This window comes from Lactococcus allomyrinae, assembly GCF_003627095.1.
In the GTDB taxonomy this organism is placed as follows: domain Bacteria; phylum Bacillota; class Bacilli; order Lactobacillales; family Streptococcaceae; genus Lactococcus; species Lactococcus allomyrinae.
Map to the genome: position 1 here is coordinate 2,411,518 of NZ_CP032627.1, position 20,874 is coordinate 2,432,391.

At 37.2% G+C, this 20,874-nt stretch carries 14 protein-coding genes and 2 pseudogenes; 11 read left to right on the forward strand and 5 right to left on the reverse strand.

The features are described from left to right. The first annotated feature begins 365 nt into the window (after positions 1-365). Positions 366-1,985: a hypothetical protein gene (locus D7I46_RS11480; RefSeq protein WP_120772992.1), complete on the forward strand. Its 1,620-nt coding sequence runs from the start codon at positions 366-368 to the stop codon at positions 1,983-1,985. 513 nt (positions 1,986-2,498) lie between these two features. Here D7I46_RS11480 and D7I46_RS11485 read toward each other — a convergent pair. After that, positions 2,499-3,497 (reverse strand): hypothetical protein, encoded by a 999-nt coding sequence (locus D7I46_RS11485; protein ID WP_120772993.1) that lies wholly within the window; start codon positions 3,495-3,497, stop codon positions 2,499-2,501. A 140-nt stretch (positions 3,498-3,637) separates the two neighbouring features. Between D7I46_RS11485 and D7I46_RS11490 the strand changes: the two genes are divergently transcribed. Together D7I46_RS11490 and D7I46_RS11495 are read left to right on the forward strand one after the other, a co-directional pair. Then, on the forward strand, positions 3,638-3,952 hold the full coding sequence (locus tag D7I46_RS11490; protein ID WP_120772994.1) for a helix-turn-helix domain-containing protein: 315 nt from the start codon (positions 3,638-3,640) through the stop codon (positions 3,950-3,952). 280 nt (positions 3,953-4,232) lie between these two features. Then, the gene (locus D7I46_RS11495; protein WP_120772995.1) at positions 4,233-5,288 is read left to right on the forward strand and encodes a restriction endonuclease PLD domain-containing protein; all 1,056 of its coding nucleotides are present in this window, start codon (positions 4,233-4,235) and stop codon (positions 5,286-5,288) included. Between the two features lie 27 nt (positions 5,289-5,315). Here the strand turns inward: D7I46_RS11495 and D7I46_RS11500 are convergent, their stop codons facing one another. The 3 genes and pseudogenes from D7I46_RS11500 to D7I46_RS11510 all read right to left on the reverse strand — a co-directional run bounded on the left by D7I46_RS11500 (position 5,316) and on the right by D7I46_RS11510 (position 7,861). Next, entirely contained in the window at positions 5,316-6,542 is a 1,227-nt protein-coding gene (locus D7I46_RS11500; RefSeq protein WP_120772996.1) for a DNA cytosine methyltransferase, read from the reverse strand. Further along, positions 6,539-7,650: pseudogene (locus D7I46_RS11505) on the reverse strand (DNA cytosine methyltransferase). The gene D7I46_RS11500 and the pseudogene D7I46_RS11505 overlap by 4 nt, the downstream one beginning before the upstream one ends. Continuing rightward, positions 7,640-7,861: a helix-turn-helix domain-containing protein gene (locus tag D7I46_RS11510; protein WP_120772997.1), complete on the reverse strand. Its 222-nt coding sequence runs from the start codon at positions 7,859-7,861 to the stop codon at positions 7,640-7,642. Before D7I46_RS11510 ends, D7I46_RS11505 begins: the two are co-directional and overlap by 11 nt. A gap of 105 nt (positions 7,862-7,966) precedes the next feature. Between D7I46_RS11510 and D7I46_RS11515 the strand changes: the two are divergent. The 3 genes and pseudogenes from D7I46_RS11515 to D7I46_RS11525 form a co-directional block, all read left to right on the forward strand. After that, positions 7,967-8,155 (forward strand): annotated as a pseudogene (locus tag D7I46_RS11515) (hypothetical protein); the annotation flags it as partial. 1,077 nt (positions 8,156-9,232) lie between these two features. After that, a complete protein-coding gene (locus D7I46_RS11520) occupies positions 9,233-10,078 on the forward strand; it encodes an aldo/keto reductase (RefSeq protein ID WP_120772998.1) in 846 nt (281 codons plus the stop codon). A gap of 603 nt (positions 10,079-10,681) precedes the next feature. Beyond that, entirely contained in the window at positions 10,682-11,194 is a 513-nt protein-coding gene (locus D7I46_RS11525) for a cysteine hydrolase family protein (RefSeq protein WP_120772999.1), read from the forward strand. A 50-nt stretch (positions 11,195-11,244) separates the two neighbouring features. Here D7I46_RS11525 and D7I46_RS11530 read toward each other — a convergent pair whose 3' ends face one another. Then, on the reverse strand, positions 11,245-12,519 hold the full coding sequence (locus tag D7I46_RS11530; protein ID WP_120773000.1) for a LysM peptidoglycan-binding domain-containing protein: 1,275 nt from the start codon (positions 12,517-12,519) through the stop codon (positions 11,245-11,247). A gap of 730 nt (positions 12,520-13,249) precedes the next feature. Here D7I46_RS11530 and D7I46_RS11535 point away from each other — a divergent pair. The 5 genes from D7I46_RS11535 to nrdG all read left to right on the forward strand — a co-directional run bounded on the left by D7I46_RS11535 (position 13,250) and on the right by nrdG (position 20,827). Continuing rightward, a complete protein-coding gene (locus D7I46_RS11535) occupies positions 13,250-15,934 on the forward strand; it encodes a cation-translocating P-type ATPase (RefSeq protein WP_420844020.1) in 2,685 nt (894 codons plus the stop codon). A gap of 272 nt (positions 15,935-16,206) precedes the next feature. Next, positions 16,207-18,531, forward strand: coding sequence for an anaerobic ribonucleoside-triphosphate reductase (nrdD, locus tag D7I46_RS11540; protein ID WP_120773002.1), 2,325 nt, complete (start codon positions 16,207-16,209; stop codon positions 18,529-18,531). Between the two features lie 2 nt (positions 18,532-18,533). Continuing rightward, positions 18,534-19,091, forward strand: a complete 558-nt coding sequence (locus D7I46_RS11545) for a hypothetical protein (RefSeq protein ID WP_120773003.1) — start codon at positions 18,534-18,536, stop codon at positions 19,089-19,091. 101 nt (positions 19,092-19,192) lie between these two features. Then, positions 19,193-20,170 (forward strand): D-2-hydroxyacid dehydrogenase, encoded by a 978-nt coding sequence (locus D7I46_RS11550; RefSeq protein ID WP_120773004.1) that lies wholly within the window; start codon positions 19,193-19,195, stop codon positions 20,168-20,170. Between the two features lie 57 nt (positions 20,171-20,227). Beyond that, on the forward strand, positions 20,228-20,827 hold the full coding sequence (gene nrdG / locus D7I46_RS11555) for an anaerobic ribonucleoside-triphosphate reductase activating protein (protein ID WP_120773005.1): 600 nt from the start codon (positions 20,228-20,230) through the stop codon (positions 20,825-20,827). The last annotated feature ends 47 nt before the right edge of the window (positions 20,828-20,874 follow it).

The window sequence follows — 20,874 nt, forward strand, 5'->3', positions numbered from 1 at the left end:
TAATAAATCATGATATTTATTTTCTAAAGCTTTCAAATTTCCGCGATTGATCGCTTCGATGAGTTCTTTATCATGACGTTCTTCAATTTTAGTCATTGGGCTTCTTCCCGCCAAAAGGAAGGAAAGAAACAATCTCTAATTTTGATAAAAGGTGTCAAAACTTTGGAGAAAATCAGAATTGGCAAATATTTATTCACTTCTTCTGTGTTTCAATCCGTCCGTTTTGATGGCGCCACCATTTTTGGACTTTTAGAATTTATCAAGACTTACTATTTCTTGATATACTTATCATCTCAAAATATAAAATCAACAAAAAGGCAAAATGCAAGAAACAATATCTTTGTGAAAAAAGGAGCAAAAAGTAGATGGGGAATTTTATAAATGAACTTTTGAATAACTTGAGTAAAATGGGATTTACCTACAATAAGATTCATGAAAGAACAGGAATAGCAAAACTTAATCTGTCAAAGTGGAGAAATGGAGAGAGTAAGCCCAATCAAGACAACTTGTTAAAATTACGGGATTTTGCTTTGGAACTCCTCACCGAAAATGGATTTAATTTTCCCCTAAAAAAGGAATATAGGGAACCACTTGAAAAATTTTATAGATATGCGGAAGAAGTTTTACAAGAAATGCCAAAAAAGAACCATAAGGAAGCAACTATTCTGTCAGACCATGTAGATAATCAAGAAGCACTGCAATTTTTAAAACCAGCATTGGATTTTGGACTGTTTGATTCATACATAAACTTTAATAGCAGGAGTGGCTTTAATCTTGAGCATAAAGGACAGATTGAGCGGAAAATTGAAAAACAGTATCAATCCATGTTTATTTTAAACTTTAATTTATTGATTGATTTTATTGATAATAACTCAGATAAAGATGTTAAAGCTTTACTTTGTAAAAACTGGACGAGAGAACGAGCTGAGCAATTTTATAATAATCTTCCGCATGAAGAAGACTATGAAGAGCTTGAGAATGTTTCTTTCATCCCATCTATTGCGGAATTTTGGCTTGCACAGAAATTAAAAGTAAGCAAAACTCAAATTAGAAACTGGAAAATTGGAAAAGACTTTCCAACAGAAGAAAACCTATCTAAATTGAAGAAGCTATTACATTTGAATGGTAAGATGGCGTTTTTAGGCTATGAATTTCCAAAATGGCAACTTGAAAGTATGTTTTTACCAGACATAGATGAAAAATTAAGAAAAAAAGATGAAGATTTTCTCTATTACGAAACTCTAGAATTTTTTATTCAGGTTCTGTTTTTCTACTGTGGTGAGACTTTGCTTATCAAGCAATTAAAAGATGATATGGAAAATAGCTTGACCGAGGAAGTGCAGGAAAATGTAGTAACTGAATTTTTTAGAGAATTCCATAATCTGAAAGTAGTACGTGAAATTATTCCAAATGAGGAGACTTATAAAAATTTGCCAAATTTAGCTTCTTATTTTGATATGAGTGATCAACAGGTTGATTACATACTTAGAAAAGATGAATCATTGTTAAGACAAGTCTTTAAGAAAGAGCATGTGAACTTACTAAAAGAAGTAAGTGAAAATAGATGCTTCGTTGAAGAGCAGAAAGAACAGCTAGATGAGCTTGTTTCTCTTCTTGAAAATAGGAAAGGCGTAAATTTTCCTTATTTCAAATTTAGATTCTTGTATTTCCCAGATAATCATAGTGTAGATGATGTTGAAGAAATAACACAAGGGTTGGCGTTATTTTTAACAATTCCAAGTATATTCAAGTGGTTTCATTCAGACTATTCTTTTGAAAATTTATCAGATAAAGAGCAAAGTGAGGTTATGGGCTTTGCCAATTTGGCTCTTCTGAATAATAACCAAGAGTTAAAAGAAAAGGTAAAAAGGTATGCGATTAAAAAGCTTAGAAGTGACACTGAGTTGCCCTATTACGATTTATTAGTTTTCTTTGAAGATTTAACAGTGCCGTCAGTAGTGCAAAAAATATTTGGTAAAAAGTAGGATTTTATGCTATTTTTCTTTTTCGGAAATATAGAATGTTTTGATAAATTAGAGAAGCCCTGATAAGGTATCTAGTATCGCATCAAGATATAATATAAAAAATCTATAATTCTTGATCAGATAGTGATAAATTTTTATTTGATATAGTTTAGATGAAGTTCGTCATATCGCTAACAATGAATAAAAAAACTTGCAAATTATTAATGATAAAACATAAATTGCATTTGGAGAGTTAACAATATAAAACGAGTTCGCAATTTAATAGTAAATTTGCAAAGTCGGTAAAAGGAGTTTCAAAGAGTTAGGTTAATGAAATTTTCCGACTTCCATACTTACAGAATGTTTTAAAGAGCTTATAAGATATAATGAGGAGAAATATGTAAATTTCTCTCAAAAGATATCTGTATTAGCAATCGTTATATTGTTGAGTAAAAGTCATCTCTAAGGGTGATAAAAATAGTAAAAAAAACAGATAGATTGTAAATTATATCTGTTTTTTTCTTTAAGTAATATTTATTTTGGAATAACAGATTGACGTTCTGCATGCATTCCGAGCTGGTCTTCTGAAACATCATAAATATAATCGCCATCTGTTGCAAAAATTTTATCAATAACAGAAGTAGAGTATTTAAATCCGAATTTTAATTTTTCTTTTGAATCTCTAGATATCTTATCAAAGTCTATAGAGTCAAGTTCTATTGGTGTTAGAGCAACTAGTTTACTCACATTGATGTTATTCCTTCTTGAATAAAGTTGGTTTATAGTCGTTATAGGAAATGGCTTGTCATGAAGTAATAAAGGTTTGCTGTCAAGAAGATTTTCTAAATCAGAATTACCTGATTTTTTTATACCAGCTTCATCTGTTTCTTCATTGACAGAATTGAAGAATGATCCATTTTTAATGAAGCTGTATTCATTAAGTTTAGAGGTATCTTTCAGAAGGCTACTTATTTCATCTTTATCTTGTAGTGTATCACTAAAGACATAAGTTGCTTCAGCTTTATCATCAAGGTATAAATCACTTGAGTATGATAATGGAACTAGAAAATAGATTCCGTTTTTTTCCACAACTCGGCCTTGAGAAAGTGTGTTATATTCTCCATAATTAGCATAGAAGGGGTTTGTTTGCACCTCATTATTTTCATCAAAATAAAATTCTATTTTTGAGGAATGAGCGGCTTCCTCCATCGGTGCTTGAGATGCACGTAAAATACGAGTATACCGGCCATCAGCATATATCTTGATGGGAGTGTCAGGAGACCCAGGTAACTCGTAATATCCAACGATATCATTTATATTCTGAGGTGCTTTGTAGTCAATATCCCAAAAGTCCACAAAATCATAGCTGTTTTCTTTCCCCTCTTCTAACTCATCAAAAGTTGGACTTGATGGGATGGAAGAAGACGTTTGTATGGCTTCATGATTCTTAGAAGTGGAGTTTTTTTCGGAAGTACATCCAATTAGCAATATTAAACTCATACCAAGGGTTAGAGCAAGACTTAGTTTTTTCAAATTTTCCTCCTAAAATAACATTAAAAATGATTGTTATGACATTTATTATACCATAAAACACAAAAAATGACATTAAAAATGTTTTTTGAGACATTTTAAAAATACCTTTGTTTGTTATTCTTTAAAAAAGGATGAAAAAAATGAATATTGAGTATTTAGGTGATAAGTTAAAAGCAGCTAGGAAAAGCAAAAATTTAACTCAAAAGAGTCTTGCCGAAAGGGTGGGAGTGAAGACAAGAACAGTTGCATCATATGAACAGGGGAGTGCCTATCCATCTCTAGAAATCTTTGGAAAGTTATGTGATACACTGAATATATCTGCAGATTATCTTTTAGGGATATCTGATAAGATGCCATTAGAGATGGGGGGATTGACAGATGAACAAATGCAGTTGTTTTTTCAACTCATCTCTATCGTGGAGCAATTCAATAATCATAATGAATCGAAAAAATAATATTGTCTCTGATTGTTTTATAAAAAAAGGATGAAATATATTTTTAAGATTATTTGGTTGAAAGCAAATGAAGTTACAATTGTAAGTAAATCTGAAAAATGATGTTATCCTTAGACTAGGGAATTATTTATAAATAAATACTAATTAAAAAATATTGATTTATACATATATTGACTAGCATGTATAAGCCATGCTAGAATTATCATTATAAATTACTATTTTATACTAAAAAGCTAATCAAGAACAGGATAGCTGTAAGGATTTTTTTCTAGGAGATTTTATGCTTTATTACACAGGACTAGAGGATATTATATTCTCTAAACATGAACTGTTATCTGCCCCCCCTGATGAACTCATAATTATAAGTGGATATTTAGGGCCCGCTCCAGTTGAGCGATTATCTGAGTTACCAAATATAAAAATTACAGTTATAGGTGGAATGTACTCTTCAGGGATAGACGCAAGACTATTAAACTCGTTGAATAATAGTAAAAATAATAATTCAAGCTTAACTATTAAGTATGCACGACAAGAAATTCATTCCAAAATTTATATTTGGAAAAAAAATGGTAAAATTCTTTCTGCATTAATCGGTTCAGCTAATTTTTCTTCAAAGGGACTTCGTACAGATTATCGTGAATCACTAGCAGATGCAACGAGAGATACGTTCAATCCACTAAATATTTATTTTAATTTTATAAACGAACATTCTGAAGAAGAACCTATTATAAATAAAAAACAGGAAATAATTGAGTTTACTCAAGATAACCATAAAGTTACAGATGTGGCAGCGACAATGTTAAACAAAAAATTTAGTTTTGAGATCCCCCTGTATTCATCTACTAAAGAAAAAGGAAAGTTTGTTCCTCTAGCTAGTGGACTAAATTGGGGAAGAGCACGTTTAACAAGTAACGCACATGTTGCTAAGGGGGATGCATATATTCGTCTTCCTAAAAGCATACTAAAGCAAGAACAACAATTAATAAAACCATTTGATTCAGGTTTTACTACTCCAGAAGGAGAAAGAAAACGAAATTCAGATCCAATTGAACTTATTTGGGATGACGGTACAACTATGGAAGCTTCATTAGAAGGTGTTCAGAAGTTTAATGGTAGGACCTATCCTAAGCAACTCGCTTCATATACGAGTAAACGACCATTTCAAAATGGTAAACCAATATCTAAAAAAAGTATTTTAGGACGATATATTCGTAAGAGATTAGGGGTAAATATAGATGATGAAATCACCATGAAAACCCTTGAACTTTATGGTAGAGATACCATCACTCTTTCTTTAATTGAAGAAGGTGTCTATTACGCTGATTTTTCTGTATAAGTAATAAAAATAGATGTGAAATCACATCTATTTTTCTAAGTCAGATAAATTATTGAATAAAATATTAACTGCCGATCCTAATTTTTTCCCAAATAGAGGTGGGACAGCGTTACCAATCATTTCAAAGTTTGATAATTGTGATTCAGTAAATTCAAAATCATCATCAAAAGTTTGTAACTTTGCTGCTTCTCTCACTGTGATAGATCTTCTCTGTTTAGGATCAGGATGAATATGCCTTAAACCATCTTTTTTTAAATGAGCAGGTATGGTATTACTTGGTTCATCCCATTTTAATACATGATACTTATGAATATTTGTTCGTTTTCCAGTTTTTTGATAGTACAAATCAATCAGCGAGTTTGTAGAACTATACATATTGGTGCCATCTTCAATATCTTTTGCTAGTATATGAAAAATTTCTTGATCACGTAAGTTATGGTATCTTGCAACATGACCATTAATTTTATTATCGTTTGTATATGCATTCCGTTTGTCTTGCTTAACTAATGGATAAATAGGCGGTAGACTAGAAATTGCATCTCGTACTGTTTTCTTAGTTTTTACTTTTTCTTTACCAAGAATATCGATATAAAAATTATGTAGTATATGTTGATAGTCGATACTTGTTATGTCTCTTCTTATTCCGATAATAATGACACGTTTTCTTTTTTGAGGTACACCAAATTCAGATAAATCAATAAGAGCATATTTACGTAAATCATCAACTATTTCATAACCCACTTCATCGAAAGCTTTTCGTATCAAATCAGTTATTTTTTCTCCGGTTGGTATTGCAGACAATATACCTTCAACATTCTCAAATACAACAACTTTGGGACGATAATGTTTTACTATTCGGATATAAGCTTCAAATAAAAAATTACGATAATCATCTTTCATACCATTATTATCCCGTATCCTTCCTGCAAGTGAATACGCTTGACAAGGAGGACCACCAGAAATTACATGAACTTCCTGATCCTTTACTAAATTGTCTAATCCCTTGGAAGTTCCAAATTCAACATCTTCACTCCAACCATTTATTAACTCAGAAGTCCTCTGGATATCAAAGTTTAAAACTCTATCATCCGCATTAGAAAAATTATATTTTGTCTCCAACCTATTAACAAGAGTTCTGACTTGAGGTTTTAACCACTCAACTGCACCTAATAAATTGTATTTCCCAGTTTGTTCAAAACCATCTAATAAACCACCTGCTCCTGCAAAAAGTTCAATATTATTTAATTTGTTCATTTTATCTCCTTAGAGGGATTTTTTTTATAATTATCTAAATAATATTTCATTTGCTCCCCTATAGCTTGAGCTAGTAAAGGAGGAACTGCGTTACCTACTTGTTTGTTTTGTTGAGTTTTTGTTCCTAAAAATTCAAAATGATCAGGAAAAGATTGAAGACGTGCATTTTCTCGAACAGTAGGTACACGATTCCATTTATAGTGAAAATGATTCCTATGGCCAGTATCTATAGTTTTAGATGGCTTTTGACTGTGATAACGAGTCCATGCTTCATTAAATTTTCTTGATTCTCCAACTCCTGGTGGCAAATCTTTATGGTTACCTCCTTCTGGGACTTGACTGATAACCCACTTGACTTCATCAGTGTGCTTCGTTCCGACATGATTATAAAGTATATTAGATTTTGTTCTCATTAGTTTTTGATAATCACTTAGAGGCTCAGATGTATACTTTGCTATATTTTCCCCAAGTTCATCTCCTTCTAACGAAGGGAGATCAGAGATTGCAGCAGCTGTACCAATATAATGTTCTGAATCAAGCTTTGGATTAGGAAATTTAAACTTTTCAAGCCCTAAGTCTTTTCTAAAACCAACAAAAAACATACGCTTTCTGAATTGAGGAACACCATAATCTGCAGCAAGTAGTGGCTTGTCCGTGACACTAACAGAATATCCCAAATCTTCAAAAGTATTTATAATCTGCTCCTTTACCTTTCCATTGTATAAAGTTGCCATGCCAGGGACGTTTTCTATCAGAAAAGCTTTAGGCTTAAAGTGTTTTACAGCATGCACCACTGCTACGTAAAGTTTGTTTCTAGAATCATTTATATCTCTTGATCCTGTTAAACTAAATCCTTGACAGGGGGGCCTGCAATAATTACATCTAGGTTTTGATTATTTATTTCTTTTTCTATATCTGCAATTGCTCTTTCTTCATCAAATAAATCTTCTTTTAGAGCCTTGGCTCCTTGGATATTATGAGCGTAGGTTTTCAAAGCGGAGTCATCAAAGTCGATTCCCGCCAATAACTTAAAACCTGCTTGCACAAATCCTTGACTTAATCCACCAGCACCAGAAAATAAATCAATCGCTGTATATTTATTTTTCATTTATTTCACCTCTTTTTTTAAATTCAATTATTTCTCCAATATTGCACTCAAGGGCAATACAAATTCTTTCAAGTGCTTCTAGAGAAACGCCCTGATTCTTGCTAAGTCTTGCTAAAGTAGCTGAGGTTATTCCTGCACAATCTCTGAGTTGGGTTTTGTTTAAATTCTTATCAATTGCCAACTTCCAAAGCTTATCATAACAAATAGACATAACTACCTCTTTCTCTATTTATAAATAAAAATTCTTCATAAATAGAATTGTATCATAATTTTAACCTTGTTGTATAATAAATAGCATATCGTCCTACTGGAACTATACTATTATCTAAAACAACGCGAAATCAACAGGAAAACTTTTCAATTCATTTAAGAAGTAAGATTATCTTGTTTTGAGTATATCGAACAATGTTATAATAACTATAACCCTCATCTAGCCCCTAATCAAAAAGAATTAGAATATTTTAAAAATAAAGTTCTATTTTTGTGTCTAATTATTTGTCATTAAGTCCAGAAAATCAGTCCATCTGTAGTTTGGACTGATTTTTTTACCTATTTCGCTCTTGAGTTGTGCTTTTTGTTGTGCTTTTATTAACTGCAAATTTAGAAGCAGTAATATCTAGGCTTTGAAGTCATTAAGATTCTACTTCAGCCATAATATTTTAGATACTGAGGTCGATTGAAGATTTTGAGTCTAAAAACAAAAAGGCCCTGTCTCGGAATTCAGTATCATCCTCCTTTAATGTGTGATATGAGTTCGCTCTGGTTATTTTAATTTCAAGGAGGGCGAACCCAATTTTTATATGTTTTATATTATTTTAACATTTTTTGGTCGAAATCTTTTTTTATTCTAATTAAAAAGTGCTAAAATAACAGTAGAACGTTTTCACTTCACTGAGTTCATCTTTTTATACAAAGAAAATCAGAGAACTTTTCAAAGTTGACATCTCTGATTTGGCTGCTTTAATACTGTTTAACTTAGCAAGTGCGTGCTCACTCCTCCACCTCTATAAGGTTGGGGGATAAGCGACACTAAGCTCTGCTTTTGTTCTACTAACATTGGTGGGGGAGAAAGAATCTCCCATCAATGAAGTCATTACTTCAATTTCTAAAAGTTTTTTTGGAAATTAAAGTTTGCATTTATGTAGACCATCTCTTGCGCTTGAGACAATGTTTTTTCCCAATCATCGCAAGATACGCACTTCGTGTGCCGTTCTGCGAACGGTCTCCGCTCGTTGCACTTGTTACGCTGTTCGTTTGCTTAACAAGTAAAACTTGCAAGAGCAAAGGGCAGTATACATGCAGTTCAACTACTAAATCTGCAATGTAGTTTTAGAGGTAAACTAGTATAAATTGATTAACTCATCTCTTAATGTAACTGAGTTTGCTTTCCTAAAAATGAGTGAAGATGGTAAATTATCTCTCATTTTAGAAGGGTTAAGCTCGCATCTCAAAACTGGGTTCGGAAGATGAGAGGATTACGAAAAAGATAAAATTTAGAAGCTGTATTTAGTTTAGAAACTAAAGATTATTCTATTTTTTGTAATCTAAAACATTTTCCTCACATTTAATCAAGGAGAATACTATGACTTTAACAGACACTTATACACTGAATAACGGTGTTAAAATTCCTGTGGTTGGCTTTGGAACATGGCAATCAAAAGATGGTGAAGAAGCTTATAATGCGGTGAAAATTGCACTCGATGCAGGTTACCGCCATATTGATACCGCAGCTGTTTATGGAAATGAAGAATCTGTTGGTAAAGCAATTGCTGATTCAGAGATTCCACGAGAAGAATTGTTTATTACAACTAAACTTTGGGGAGTTGGTACAACTGCTGATGCAGCAGCTGCGTTAGATGAATCATTGAAAAAATTAGGTTTGGATTATGTGGACTTGTATCTTATCCATTGGCCAAATCCAAAAGCGTTTCGTCCAGATTTTGAGACACGCAACGCTAATGTTTGGAAGGCAATGGAGGCAGGAGTGAAAGCTGGAAAAGCGCGTGCTATCGGTGTTTCAAACTTCCACCCTCGTCATTTGAAACCATTGCTTAAAGTCGCTGAAATTAAACCAGCGGTTAACCAAATCATGGTTAATCCAAGTGACCAACAAGAAGAAATTGTCAATTTCAATGTGGATCATAATATCTTGACTGAAGCTTACAGCCCATTGGGAACAGGGAAGATTTTTGAAGTTGCTGAGTTAAATAGTTTAGCAACAAAATATGGTAAAACAGTTGCTCAAATTGTACTTCGTTGGTCACTTCATAAAGGATATTTGCCATTGCCAAAATCAGTGACAGAATCAAGAATTCGCGAAAATGCTGACCTATTTGATTTCCATTTGAGCATCGAAGATATTGCCTTTATTGATGGACTTCATGGTAAAGCAGGACTTGCTAAGAGCCCTGACGAAGTTGACTTTTAAGACTATTTCATTTCTAATGCTGTTTAACTTCTAAAAAATATAGAAGTTACTACGCTGTCGTTGCTCACTATAGTGCTACGTGCTTCGCACGCCGTTCTACGAACGAACGGTCTATGCAACTTCGTTGCTCCGCTGTCCGTTTGCTTAGCTGGTAAAGCAGCAAGAGCACTTAGTCGCAATCGCAACTTTTGCGTTTCACGCAATGCGTTAAGGGGACGGATAAGAAAAGTAATGCTTTTCCAATCGTCGCAAGGAAATATGGTATAAAATAGTACAACGCGTGTGAAATTGACGGAGAAAAGTCTGTCAGTATGCTGACAAAAGTGTTGGTCATCTATTGAAAATCTGTCAGTAAAATTTTACTGACAGATTTTTGTTAAATATTGAATCTGTTCTGAAGCTCATTTTTTTGCTTATACTAGTTCACCTAACATTTAGTAGTTGAACTGCAAATATACTGCCTTGCGCTTGCGCAAACTTTTGTTTCTAAAAAGAATTTGTAGAAGTGAAATAGTATTAGATGCTTATCGCAAGGACGGATGAAAAAGCTGAACGGGTGGTGGTAACAAGTTTATTGTATAAATACGAATAAAGGAGTAAGTTATGAAGAAATTACTTGTTGTTGTTGATTTTCAAAATGATTTTATTGACGGAAGTTTGGGGACACCAGAGGCGCAGAATATTGTGCCAGCAGTAATTAATAAGATAAAACAATATCCAAAAGAAGCCCGTGTGGCAACGATGGATACACACTTTGAAGATTATTTAACGACACAAGAAGGAAAAAATCTGCCAGTGATTCATTGTCTAAAAGAAACAGAAGGCTGGCAAATTCGCAGAGAAGCACAAATAGGATTTGAAGAAATTTTTGAGAAATCAACTTTTGGGTCAACCTCACTTGCGGAATATGTGCGAGATAGAAATTTTACTGAGGTTGAATTAATCGGAGTTTGCACAGATATTTGTGTGGTGTCTAACGCGCTTTTGATTAAGGCTTATGCACCAGAAACTAAGCTTATTGTGGATGCAGATTGCTGTGCAGGAGTGTCAAGAGAAAGTCATTTGGCAGCATTGAAAACGATGCAGTCCTGCCAGATTGAGGTGATTAATTACTGATAGAAAATCTGTCAGTATACTGACGAAAAAAACTGCGATATATCGCAGTTTTATTTGATTCGTAAATATTGACCAATCAGTATAGTGTCAGAAGATAAATGATTCCAAGCCTTGATTGAAGCGATTGGACTTCCTGATTTTTGAGATAGTCCCCAAAGTGTATCTCCTTTAACTACTTTGTGAATAGAAGATTGATTTGTGGGAGTATTTTGCGCAGGTTTATTGTTGACAGGCGTTGCGCTTGTAGAGCTGCTACCAACAATTAAGTTTTGACCAATATAGATGGTGTCAGATGACAGACGATTCCAAGTTTTAAGTTGCGCTACACTTGTTTTGTAGCGATTTGCCAATGCCCAAAGCGTATCTCCAGATTTAACTTTGATTGTTGTGTTCGTGCCGCTTGGTTTAGCTGGAGTTACTGGTGTTGTGGGTGTAGTGGTACTTGGTTTTGAGCTAGTGTTATTATTTGGACTGGTGCTACTTAGGACAAGTTTTTGTCCAATGTAGATAACATCACTCTTTAGCTTGTTTAGACTTTGGATTTGTGTGACACTGATGCCATATCTTTGTGAAATTCCCCAAAGTGTATCTCCAGCTTTTACGGTGTAGGTTTGTGTTGGTGTATTTGTGGTAGGTGTAGTGGTATTTCCAGTAGTGTTAGAACCATTAGAAGTTCCTCCACCATCAAAGCGAGTGAGGTTATATTGAGTGATGATGTTATTTAGGGAAGCACCATAGCTAGGGTCAGTGGCATATTTTCCTGTTAAAGCAGCAGTGGCTTGTTGGTAAGTTGAAGCATTAGCTCTCCATGCCTTGATGTAATAAGGACCGTTACCAAAGTTTGTTGTTTTTAGCACATAGGCATTATCTTGGAAACTTTCGTTGAATGAAGGGTAAACTCGGAAAGGCATATCTTTGGTTACCCATTTTCCATTAAGATATTCTTGTGTTTTAAAGACAACACTTTTGCCTTGATAACTTCCTTGGATACCAAAGAGATTGTAATAAGGGGCATTGGCGAGTTGACTTGTTCCCCAGTTACTCTCTAAGATGGCTTGAGCAATCATGACAGAGGGATAAAGTCCGTTTGCATCTGCAATTGGTTTAGCGGATGCTGCTATGTTTTCAATGAACGCTTCTTTTGAAGTTGTTGCGGCTTGGACGATAGACTCAGAATGTTGGATTAAGATGTCCTGAGTCGTCGTCAAAGTACCAGCGATAATTACAGCTCCTGCTATTTTTGAAGCAGGTTTATAGAGAATAATTGGTTTTTTGGGTTTCTTTTTAAGATGAGGATTTTTAACTTTTATACGTGAAGCAGGCATAGATGAGTCCTTTCAATTAAGAGTTGATTTTACATAGTCAAGTCATGAGTTGATAGTATCCAACCCATGCAAGTATTTTTTATTTTAATGAATTTTATGCGAAAGCATTTCTGATACTATTCTAACATGATTAAGGTGTAAAACAATAACAATATTATAAAAACATTAGAATAAAATATGTCATTTGTGTGGCCTTTTATGAAAGCTTTTTTCTGAAAGTATCATTTGATTTTATCTAAGAGTTTGTTATAATCGAGTGCGCAATATCAGGAGCTATGAGAAAAGACAAAAAGGAACCTGCTCTGTGAGCAGAACCCTATTTTCTATATTCTCCACGCTTCTTGACAGTATTGCTCACATCTTGTTATAATTGAGTTCGTACGATTAGAAATGAGTGAAAAAAGATAAATCTTTCCAAGAAACTTCGTTTCTCTCCGAGTTTTCCTATTTTTCATCATTTCTTGCAAATCGTGCTAACATCTTGTTATAATTAAGAGGAACTCAAGGGAGTAGCAGGAGCAAGTATTTATATTCAACGCTCTGGTAAGATCGACAGAACCGAAAGAAATTTCCGGTCTTATCAATCGCTCATGTCTTGTCATCAAAAATGCTTATATTGCTTTTTGATTCTGACTGGGTAAATTTGCAAGACTTGTGGCAGATTGCTACAGGTCTATTTTGTTATCTTGCACCTGTTTATTAATTTTTTGGAGGAAGAATCTTGGCTGAAATTCAAGAGAAAAAAGTACAATCACAAGCAGCTTTTCATCATTTGCCACTGACAGAGGTCTTTAATGAACTGTCAGCAACTGACAAAGGCCTCACAGAACAAGAGGCGAAAAAACGTCTCAACCAATATGGTGAAAATGAGTTAAATGCGAGTAAAAAGAAATCTTTACTGGTTAAATTTGCTGAACAGTTTAAGGATTTGATGATTATCATCTTGATTATTGCGGCGATTTTGTCGGTCATCACGAGTGGTGGGCATGACCTGTCTGATGCGATTATCATTATGGCTGTCGTCATTATCAATGCGATTTTCGGCGTTTATCAGGAGGGCAAAGCTGAGGCCGCGATTGAGGCGCTCAAGGACATGAGTTCGCCCATGGCAAGGGTTAAGCGAGACGGACATATTGTCGAGGTTGACAGCAAGGAACTCGTGCCGGGGGACATTGTGCTGCTCGAAGCTGGCGATGTTGTGCCCGCGGATATGCGGCTTTTGGAGTCAGCAAGTCTGAAAATTGAAGAAGCGGCACTGACAGGGGAGTCTGTTCCTGTTGAGAAAGATGCCAGACATTCTGTCAGCGCTGACAGTGGTATTGGTGACCGGCTGAATATGGCTTATCAAAATGCCAATGTGACTTATGGTCGAGGGAGCGGACTTGTGACTAATACAGCGATGTTTACTGAGGTTGGTAAAATCGCAAGTATGATTGAATCTGCTGATGAAACTGAAACACCATTGAAGCGCAACTTAAACAAGCTTTCAAAAGTGCTGACATGGGCAATTTTAGCAATTGCAGCAGTGACTTTTGCAGTTCATTTGCTGCGTGGTGGCGAAATTGTGCAAGGCTTGATGACCTCAGTGGCGCTTGCTGTGGCTGCGATTCCAGAGGGTTTGCCTGCGATTGTTACGATTGTTTTGGCGCTCGGCACGCAAGTGCTGGCAAAGAAAAATGCAATTGTCAGAAAGTTGCCTGCTGTGGAAACGCTGGGGTCAACGGAAATCATTGCCTCGGATAAGACGGGGACGCTGACGATGAATCAGATGACCGTGGAGAAAATTTTTACTGACGGAAAGCTGGTCAGCGCTGACGAAAAGCTGTCAGTAGATGATATGACTTTGCGCGTGATGAATTTTGCCAATGACACGAAGATTTCGGCTGATGGAAGTTTGATTGGTGACCCTACGGAAACGGCATTAGTCAAGTTTGGGCGGACGAAAGATTTTGATATTCGCTCAGAACTGACAGAAACGCCGCGCGTGGCAGAATTGCCTTTTGATAGTGACAGAAAGTTGATGTCCACGATTCATCAGCTTGATGACGGAAAATATCTCGTTGCTGTCAAAGGCGCTCCTGACCAACTCCTCAAACGTGCAAATAAAAAACTGGTCAGAGATGAAGTCAGTTCTTTGTCAGCAACTGACAGAAAAGAAATATTGACGGTCAATCATGAAATGGCGCATGAAGCCTTGCGCGTGCTGATGATGGCCTTTAAATACATTGACAAAGTGCCAGAAACGCTGACAAGCGAGGACTTGGAAAATGATTTGATTTTCGCTGGTCTGGTCGGGATGATTGACCCAGAGCGCGCCGAAGCCGCAGAGGCTGTCCGTGTGGCAAAGGCTGCGGGCATCCGCCCCATCATGATTACAGGAGACCATCAGGACACCGCCGAAGCCATTGCGAAGCGCCTCGGTATCATCAGTGAAAATGACAATGAAGATCATGTGCTGACAGGCGCAGAGCTGAATGACATGGACGATAAGACTTTCCAAAAGTCTGTCAGCCAGTACAGCGTTTACGCGCGCGTCAGTCCAGAGCACAAAGTCCGCATCGTCAAGGCTTGGCAAAATGAAGGTAAAGTCGTCGCGATGACGGGCGATGGTGTCAATGATGCGCCAGCGCTCAAAACGGCGGACATCGGCATTGGCATGGGCATCACGGGGACAGAAGTCAGTAAGGGCGCGTCAGACATGGTACTTGCCGATGATAATTTTGCCACGATTATCGTTGCCGTCGAAGAAGGACGAAAAGTTTTCGCCAATATCCAAAAGACGATTCAATATCTGCTTTCTGCCAACACAGCGGAAGTGCTGACGATTTTCCTTGCAACGATGTTTGGTTGGGACGTGCTGCTTCCTGTTCATTTGCTCTGGATAAATCTTGTAACAGACACATTCCCGGCGATTGCGCTCGGTGTCGAGCCAAATGAACCAGGAAGTATGCAGCAAAAACCACGTGGTAAAAAAGCGTCATTCTTCAGTGGTGGTGTGCTATCTGCCACAATTTATCAAGGGCTTCTGCAAGCGGCATTGACACTCGGAGTTTATGGGCTTGCGCTTGCATTTCCCGAACACGCAGGCAATCATACCATGATGCACCAAGACGCATTGACGATGGCCTTTGCGACACTTGGCTTGATTCAACTTTTCCATGCGTTTAATGTCAAATCCATTCATCAGTCGATTTTCAAAGTCGGCGCATTCAAGTCGAAAACCTTTAACTGGTCGATCCTTGTCAGCTTTGCTCTGCTTGCTTGTGTTATTCTTATTCCAGGGCTAAATGGCATTTTCCATGTCAGTCACTTGGATTTATACCAATGGGGAATGGTACTTGGCATGAGTTTTGCTGTCATTATCATTGTTGAAATTGTCAAATTTGTTCAAAGATTAATGATGAAAAAAGCGTAAATACCAGTATTAATCAGTGATGAAAAAATAAAATCTTGTCAGTTCAATGCGCCTAAATGAAGCATTGAACTGACAAGATTTTTTGAATTTAAAATATAACATTTTTTGAACAAAACAGATACATTTACACAGAAAATTTTAATAATTGCCTAAAAACACGATGACACAAGATATAGTATAGCTTTACATAATATACTACTAGATATTGTGTCGCGTGAGATAATTTGATAGAATAAGGAGTAAAGAAAATTAGATTTGAAGAGGATAGGTAGATGAAAGTTGGAGTAGTAAGCCCTAATGCCGAAATTAATGTAATCAATGTTGTTAAACGTGACGGACGTTCTGTCAAATTTGACAGCCAAAAGATTTTTGATGCGCTAACAAAAGCAGCTGAAAAGGTTGGAACGATTGACCTGTCATCTCGCAGTACTGCCAACTTTGGCGGCAGCACCCACGCTGTCGATTTTCGCTATGACGCTGAAGCGTCAAGTCAAATCGCAGAACTGACAGCAATCACTGACAGAGTGGTCAGTGAGATTTTTAGTCGTTTTCATGAAGATGTAAAAATTTATGAGATTCAAAGCATTGTTGAGCAAGAATTAATTGAATCAGGTAATACCGAGCTTGCTGAAGAATACATTAGTTATCGTGCTAATCGTGATTTGGCACGGACCAAAGCAACTGACATCAACTTCACTATCGAAAAACTCATTAATCGCGACCAGACGGTTGTCAATGAAAATGCCAATAAAGACAGCAACGTTTTTAACACACAACGTGACTTGACCGCAGGTGCCGTTTCAAAAGCGATTGGTCTGAAATTATTGCCACCACACGTCGCCAATGCGCATCAAAAAGGCGATATTCACTATCATGACCTTGATTATTCACCTTTTACTACCATGTCAAATTGCTGCTTAATTGACTTCAAAAATATGTTTGAAAATGGCTTTAAGCTTGGTAATGCTCAAGTTGATTCACCAAAATCAATCCAAACGGCAACAGCTCAGGCCAGTCAAATCATTGCCAATGTCGCAAGCTCCCAGTACGGTGGTTGCTCCTTTGACCGTGCAGATGAAGTCCTTGCACCTTATGCCAAATTAAATTACGAAAAACACCTGAAAGATGCTGAAAAATGGATTGAAAATCCTGAAAAACGAGAAGCCTATGCCAAAGAAAAAACGGCAAAAGACATCTATGATGCCATGCAATCTTTAGAATATGAAATTAACACGCTCTTTACCAGCAACGGTCAAACGCCATTTGTCACAGTTGGTTTTGGACTTGGTACGGATTGGTACGCGCGCGAAATCCAAAAAGCCATTCTCAAAGTCCGAATTGGCGGTCTTGGCTCAGAACACCGCACGGCAATTTTCCCTAAGCTGATTTTTACACTCAAACGTGGGCTAAATCTGGAAGTTGGTACACCCAATTATGATATCAAACAGCTCGCCCTCGAATGCTCAACCAAGCGGATGTATCCAGATATTTTGAGTTATGACAAGATTGTTGAGTTGACAGGCTCATTCAAAGCCAGCATGGGTTGCCGTTCATTTCTTCAAGGTTGGAAAGATGCCGAAGGTAATGATGTCACGGCAGGACGTAATAATCTCGGTGTGGTTACTGTCAATCTACCTCGTATTGCACTTGAAGCTGCAGGTGATCAAGCAAAATTCTGGGAAATCTTCAACGAACGCATCGAAATCGCGCATGATGCCCTTGCTTTTCGTGTGGAACGTGCCAAAGAAGCTCAGCCCAAAAATGCACCAATCCTCTTCATGAACGGTGCGCTGGGCAGACTTGATGCGGAAGGCGCGGTAGATGAACTCTACAAAAATGAACGTGCCACCGTCAGCCTTGGCTATATTGGACTTTATGAAGTGGCGACCACTTTTTACGGATCGACCTGGGAGTCTAATCCAGAAGCGAAAGCCTTCACGATTGAGATTGTCAAACGAATGCATGAAGACTGCGAAGCTTGGTCTAAGGCATCTGGTTACCATTACTCAGTTTATAGCACACCGTCAGAAAGCCTGACCGACCGTTTTTGCCGTATGGACAAGGAAAAATTTGGCAGTGTTCCTGACATCACGGACAAAGACTACTATACCAACTCTTTCCACTACGACATCCGAAAAAATCCGACCCCATTTGAAAAATTAGAATTTGAAAAAGACTATCCCGTCTATGCCAATGGTGGTTTTATCCACTATTGCGAATATCCGATGATTCAACAAAATCCAAAAGCGCTTGAAGCCGTCTGGGACTTCGCCTACGACCGTATCGGCTATCTGGGTACCAATGCGCCTATCGACCACTGCTACGCCTGCGGCTTTGAAGGCGACTTTGCGCCAACTGAACGTGGGTTCAAATGTCCACAATGCGGCAATGACGATCCCAAAACCTGTGACGTTGTCAAGCGGACTTGTGGCTATCTCGGCAATCCCCAAGCACGCCCAATGGTACATGGCCGCCACAAGGAAATCTCTGCGCGCGTGAAGCATATGAACGGTTCTGTTGGGGTGTTGAATGATGGAAACCTGATTGATTCTGAAGCGGTTGATGAAGCAAAGAGTAAGTATTTTGTGGAGAAATAGCAATGATCTATTTACATGCAGTAAACATATTTTGGGATAACAATGGAAATTTTCAATGGGGGAGTATCGCAGCAATAATCAGTTTGCTCTCTGCTTGTCTGAGTGTCTGGGGAATCAAGCGGAATATAGATGCAAATCTTAGAGCTAAGGCCAGAATTGAGTGGATTCAAGAAGTTAGGAGGCAGACTGCAACAGTTTATAAATCATATAGGGAGTTACGTTCTGCATATTTACAAAAAGAGGGGAGAGCGATTGCTTATACAAAATATCAAACTGATTTAAGACTGTTGAAATTATATTTTGCAGATAATGACGACAACTTTCCTGGCGAATCGGATACGGCAATAATTTTAAAAAATAGTAAAGATAACAAAGGGAAAAATAAATATCTCATTCATGTGATTGATAAATTACAGGAAGTGAAAAGTAAACTAAACGAGAAAGATATTTTAGCAGCAACAGGGAATTTTAGTCAATATTATGTAGAACTTGATGAACTTATGGGATATATTAGTATTTATCTTAAAATTGAGTGGGATAAGGCGAAAAAAGGCAAATAGGAATCTAAATAGATTAGGCTAAATTTTCAAAGTAGATTTAGTGATTGACCAATTACTTTATGACGAGATGATTTTACAAACAAAGAAGGGAGATTACCAATATGCCCATAAAAACTCTAATCCTAACGAACACATGGTTGACGCAGTCATTCAAAGCAAAGCTTGAAAATCTGTTTGCTCATCAGACAGATTATGAAGTTCAATTCAAATCTGAGGCAGACCTGACGGCGGATGATTTTGCAGAAACAGAAGTTTTGATTGCGATCCCGTCGCCACAGCTTTTGCCGAAGTTCAAGAAATTAAAATGGCTTCAGCTTTTCTCAGCAGGCACTAATGGCTATACTGAGGGGGCGGCTTTTCCTGCGGGTGTGGCGTTGACCAATGCTTCTGGTACTTATGGCGTGACGATTTCGGAGCATTTATTGACGATGGCGCTCGTTTTGATGCGGCGGTTCAATGTTTATGCGAGCCAGCAGGAGCAAGAGATCTGGCAAAATGCTGGCGATTTGCAGTCAATTTATGGTTCAACGATTTTGGTGCATGGTTTGGGCGATATTGGTGGGCATTTTGCACAGAAAGTGCAAGCGCTCGGTGCGCACGTGATTGCGGTCAAACGCACAGTTTATGGCGATGACCAATTTGCCGACGAAGTCTATCCAGAAAGTGAGCTGGACAAAATCTTGCCCAAGGTAGATTTGATTGCGACGAGCGTCCCTGGAACAAAAGAAACTTACAAGCTGTTTGACGCGGCGAAATTTGCTCTGATGAAGCCGAACGCAATTTTCCTCAATGTCGGGCGTGGGACAAATGTGGATTTGGAGGCGCTTTGTGATGCGTTGGACAATGGGAAATTAGGCGCTGCAGGTCTTGATGTGACTGACCCAGAGCCATTGCCAAAGGGTCATCGCGCTTGGCATACGCCAAATCTGCTGATTACGCCACACGCATCTGGCGGCTACACCATTCCTGAGAGCAGACATCGTTTTATTGAGATTTTGCGGACGAATTTGCAGAATTATATAGAGGGTAAACCGCTGCGCAATCTGGTTGATATGCAGACAGGATATAAGAAAAAATAAAATGAATTGGCAGATGAAATCTGCCTTTTGTATAGAATAAAATGGAGAGAACATCTCATGAATAATCCTAAACCAAAGGAGTGGACGGCAGCAGATTTATCTCAAAATTATGTTGCTGACTATAAACCGTTCAATTTTGTGGACGGAGAGGGTGTACGTTGCTCGCTTTATGTGAGTGGTTGTATGTTTCACTGTGAAGGCTGTTATAATCAAGCGACTTGGGCGTTTCGTTACGGGACGCCTTATACAAAAGCACTTGAAGAACGTATCATGGCAGACTTGGCGCAACCTTATGTGCAAGGATTGACCTTGCTTGGTGGTGAGCCATTTCTCAATACTACTTTTTTGATTCCTTTACTTAGGCGAATTCGGCAGGAGTTACCTGAAAAAGATATTTGGTCTTGGACAGGATATACTTGGGAAGAACTGATGGTGGAAACCCAAGATAAACTTGAAATGCTAGAGTTGTTAGATATTTTAGTTGATGGGCGTTTTGAGTTGTCAAAGAAAAACTTGATGTTACAATTTCGAGGGTCATCTAATCAACGAATTATTGATGTGAAAAGATCCGTCAGTGCTGACAAAGTCGTGATTTGGGATAAACTCAACGATGGTAATCAGTCATTTGAACAAATACACAAAGAAAAATTAATCTAGTACTGTTTAATTTCTAAAATACTTTTAGAAGTCCTCCCATTGCACTA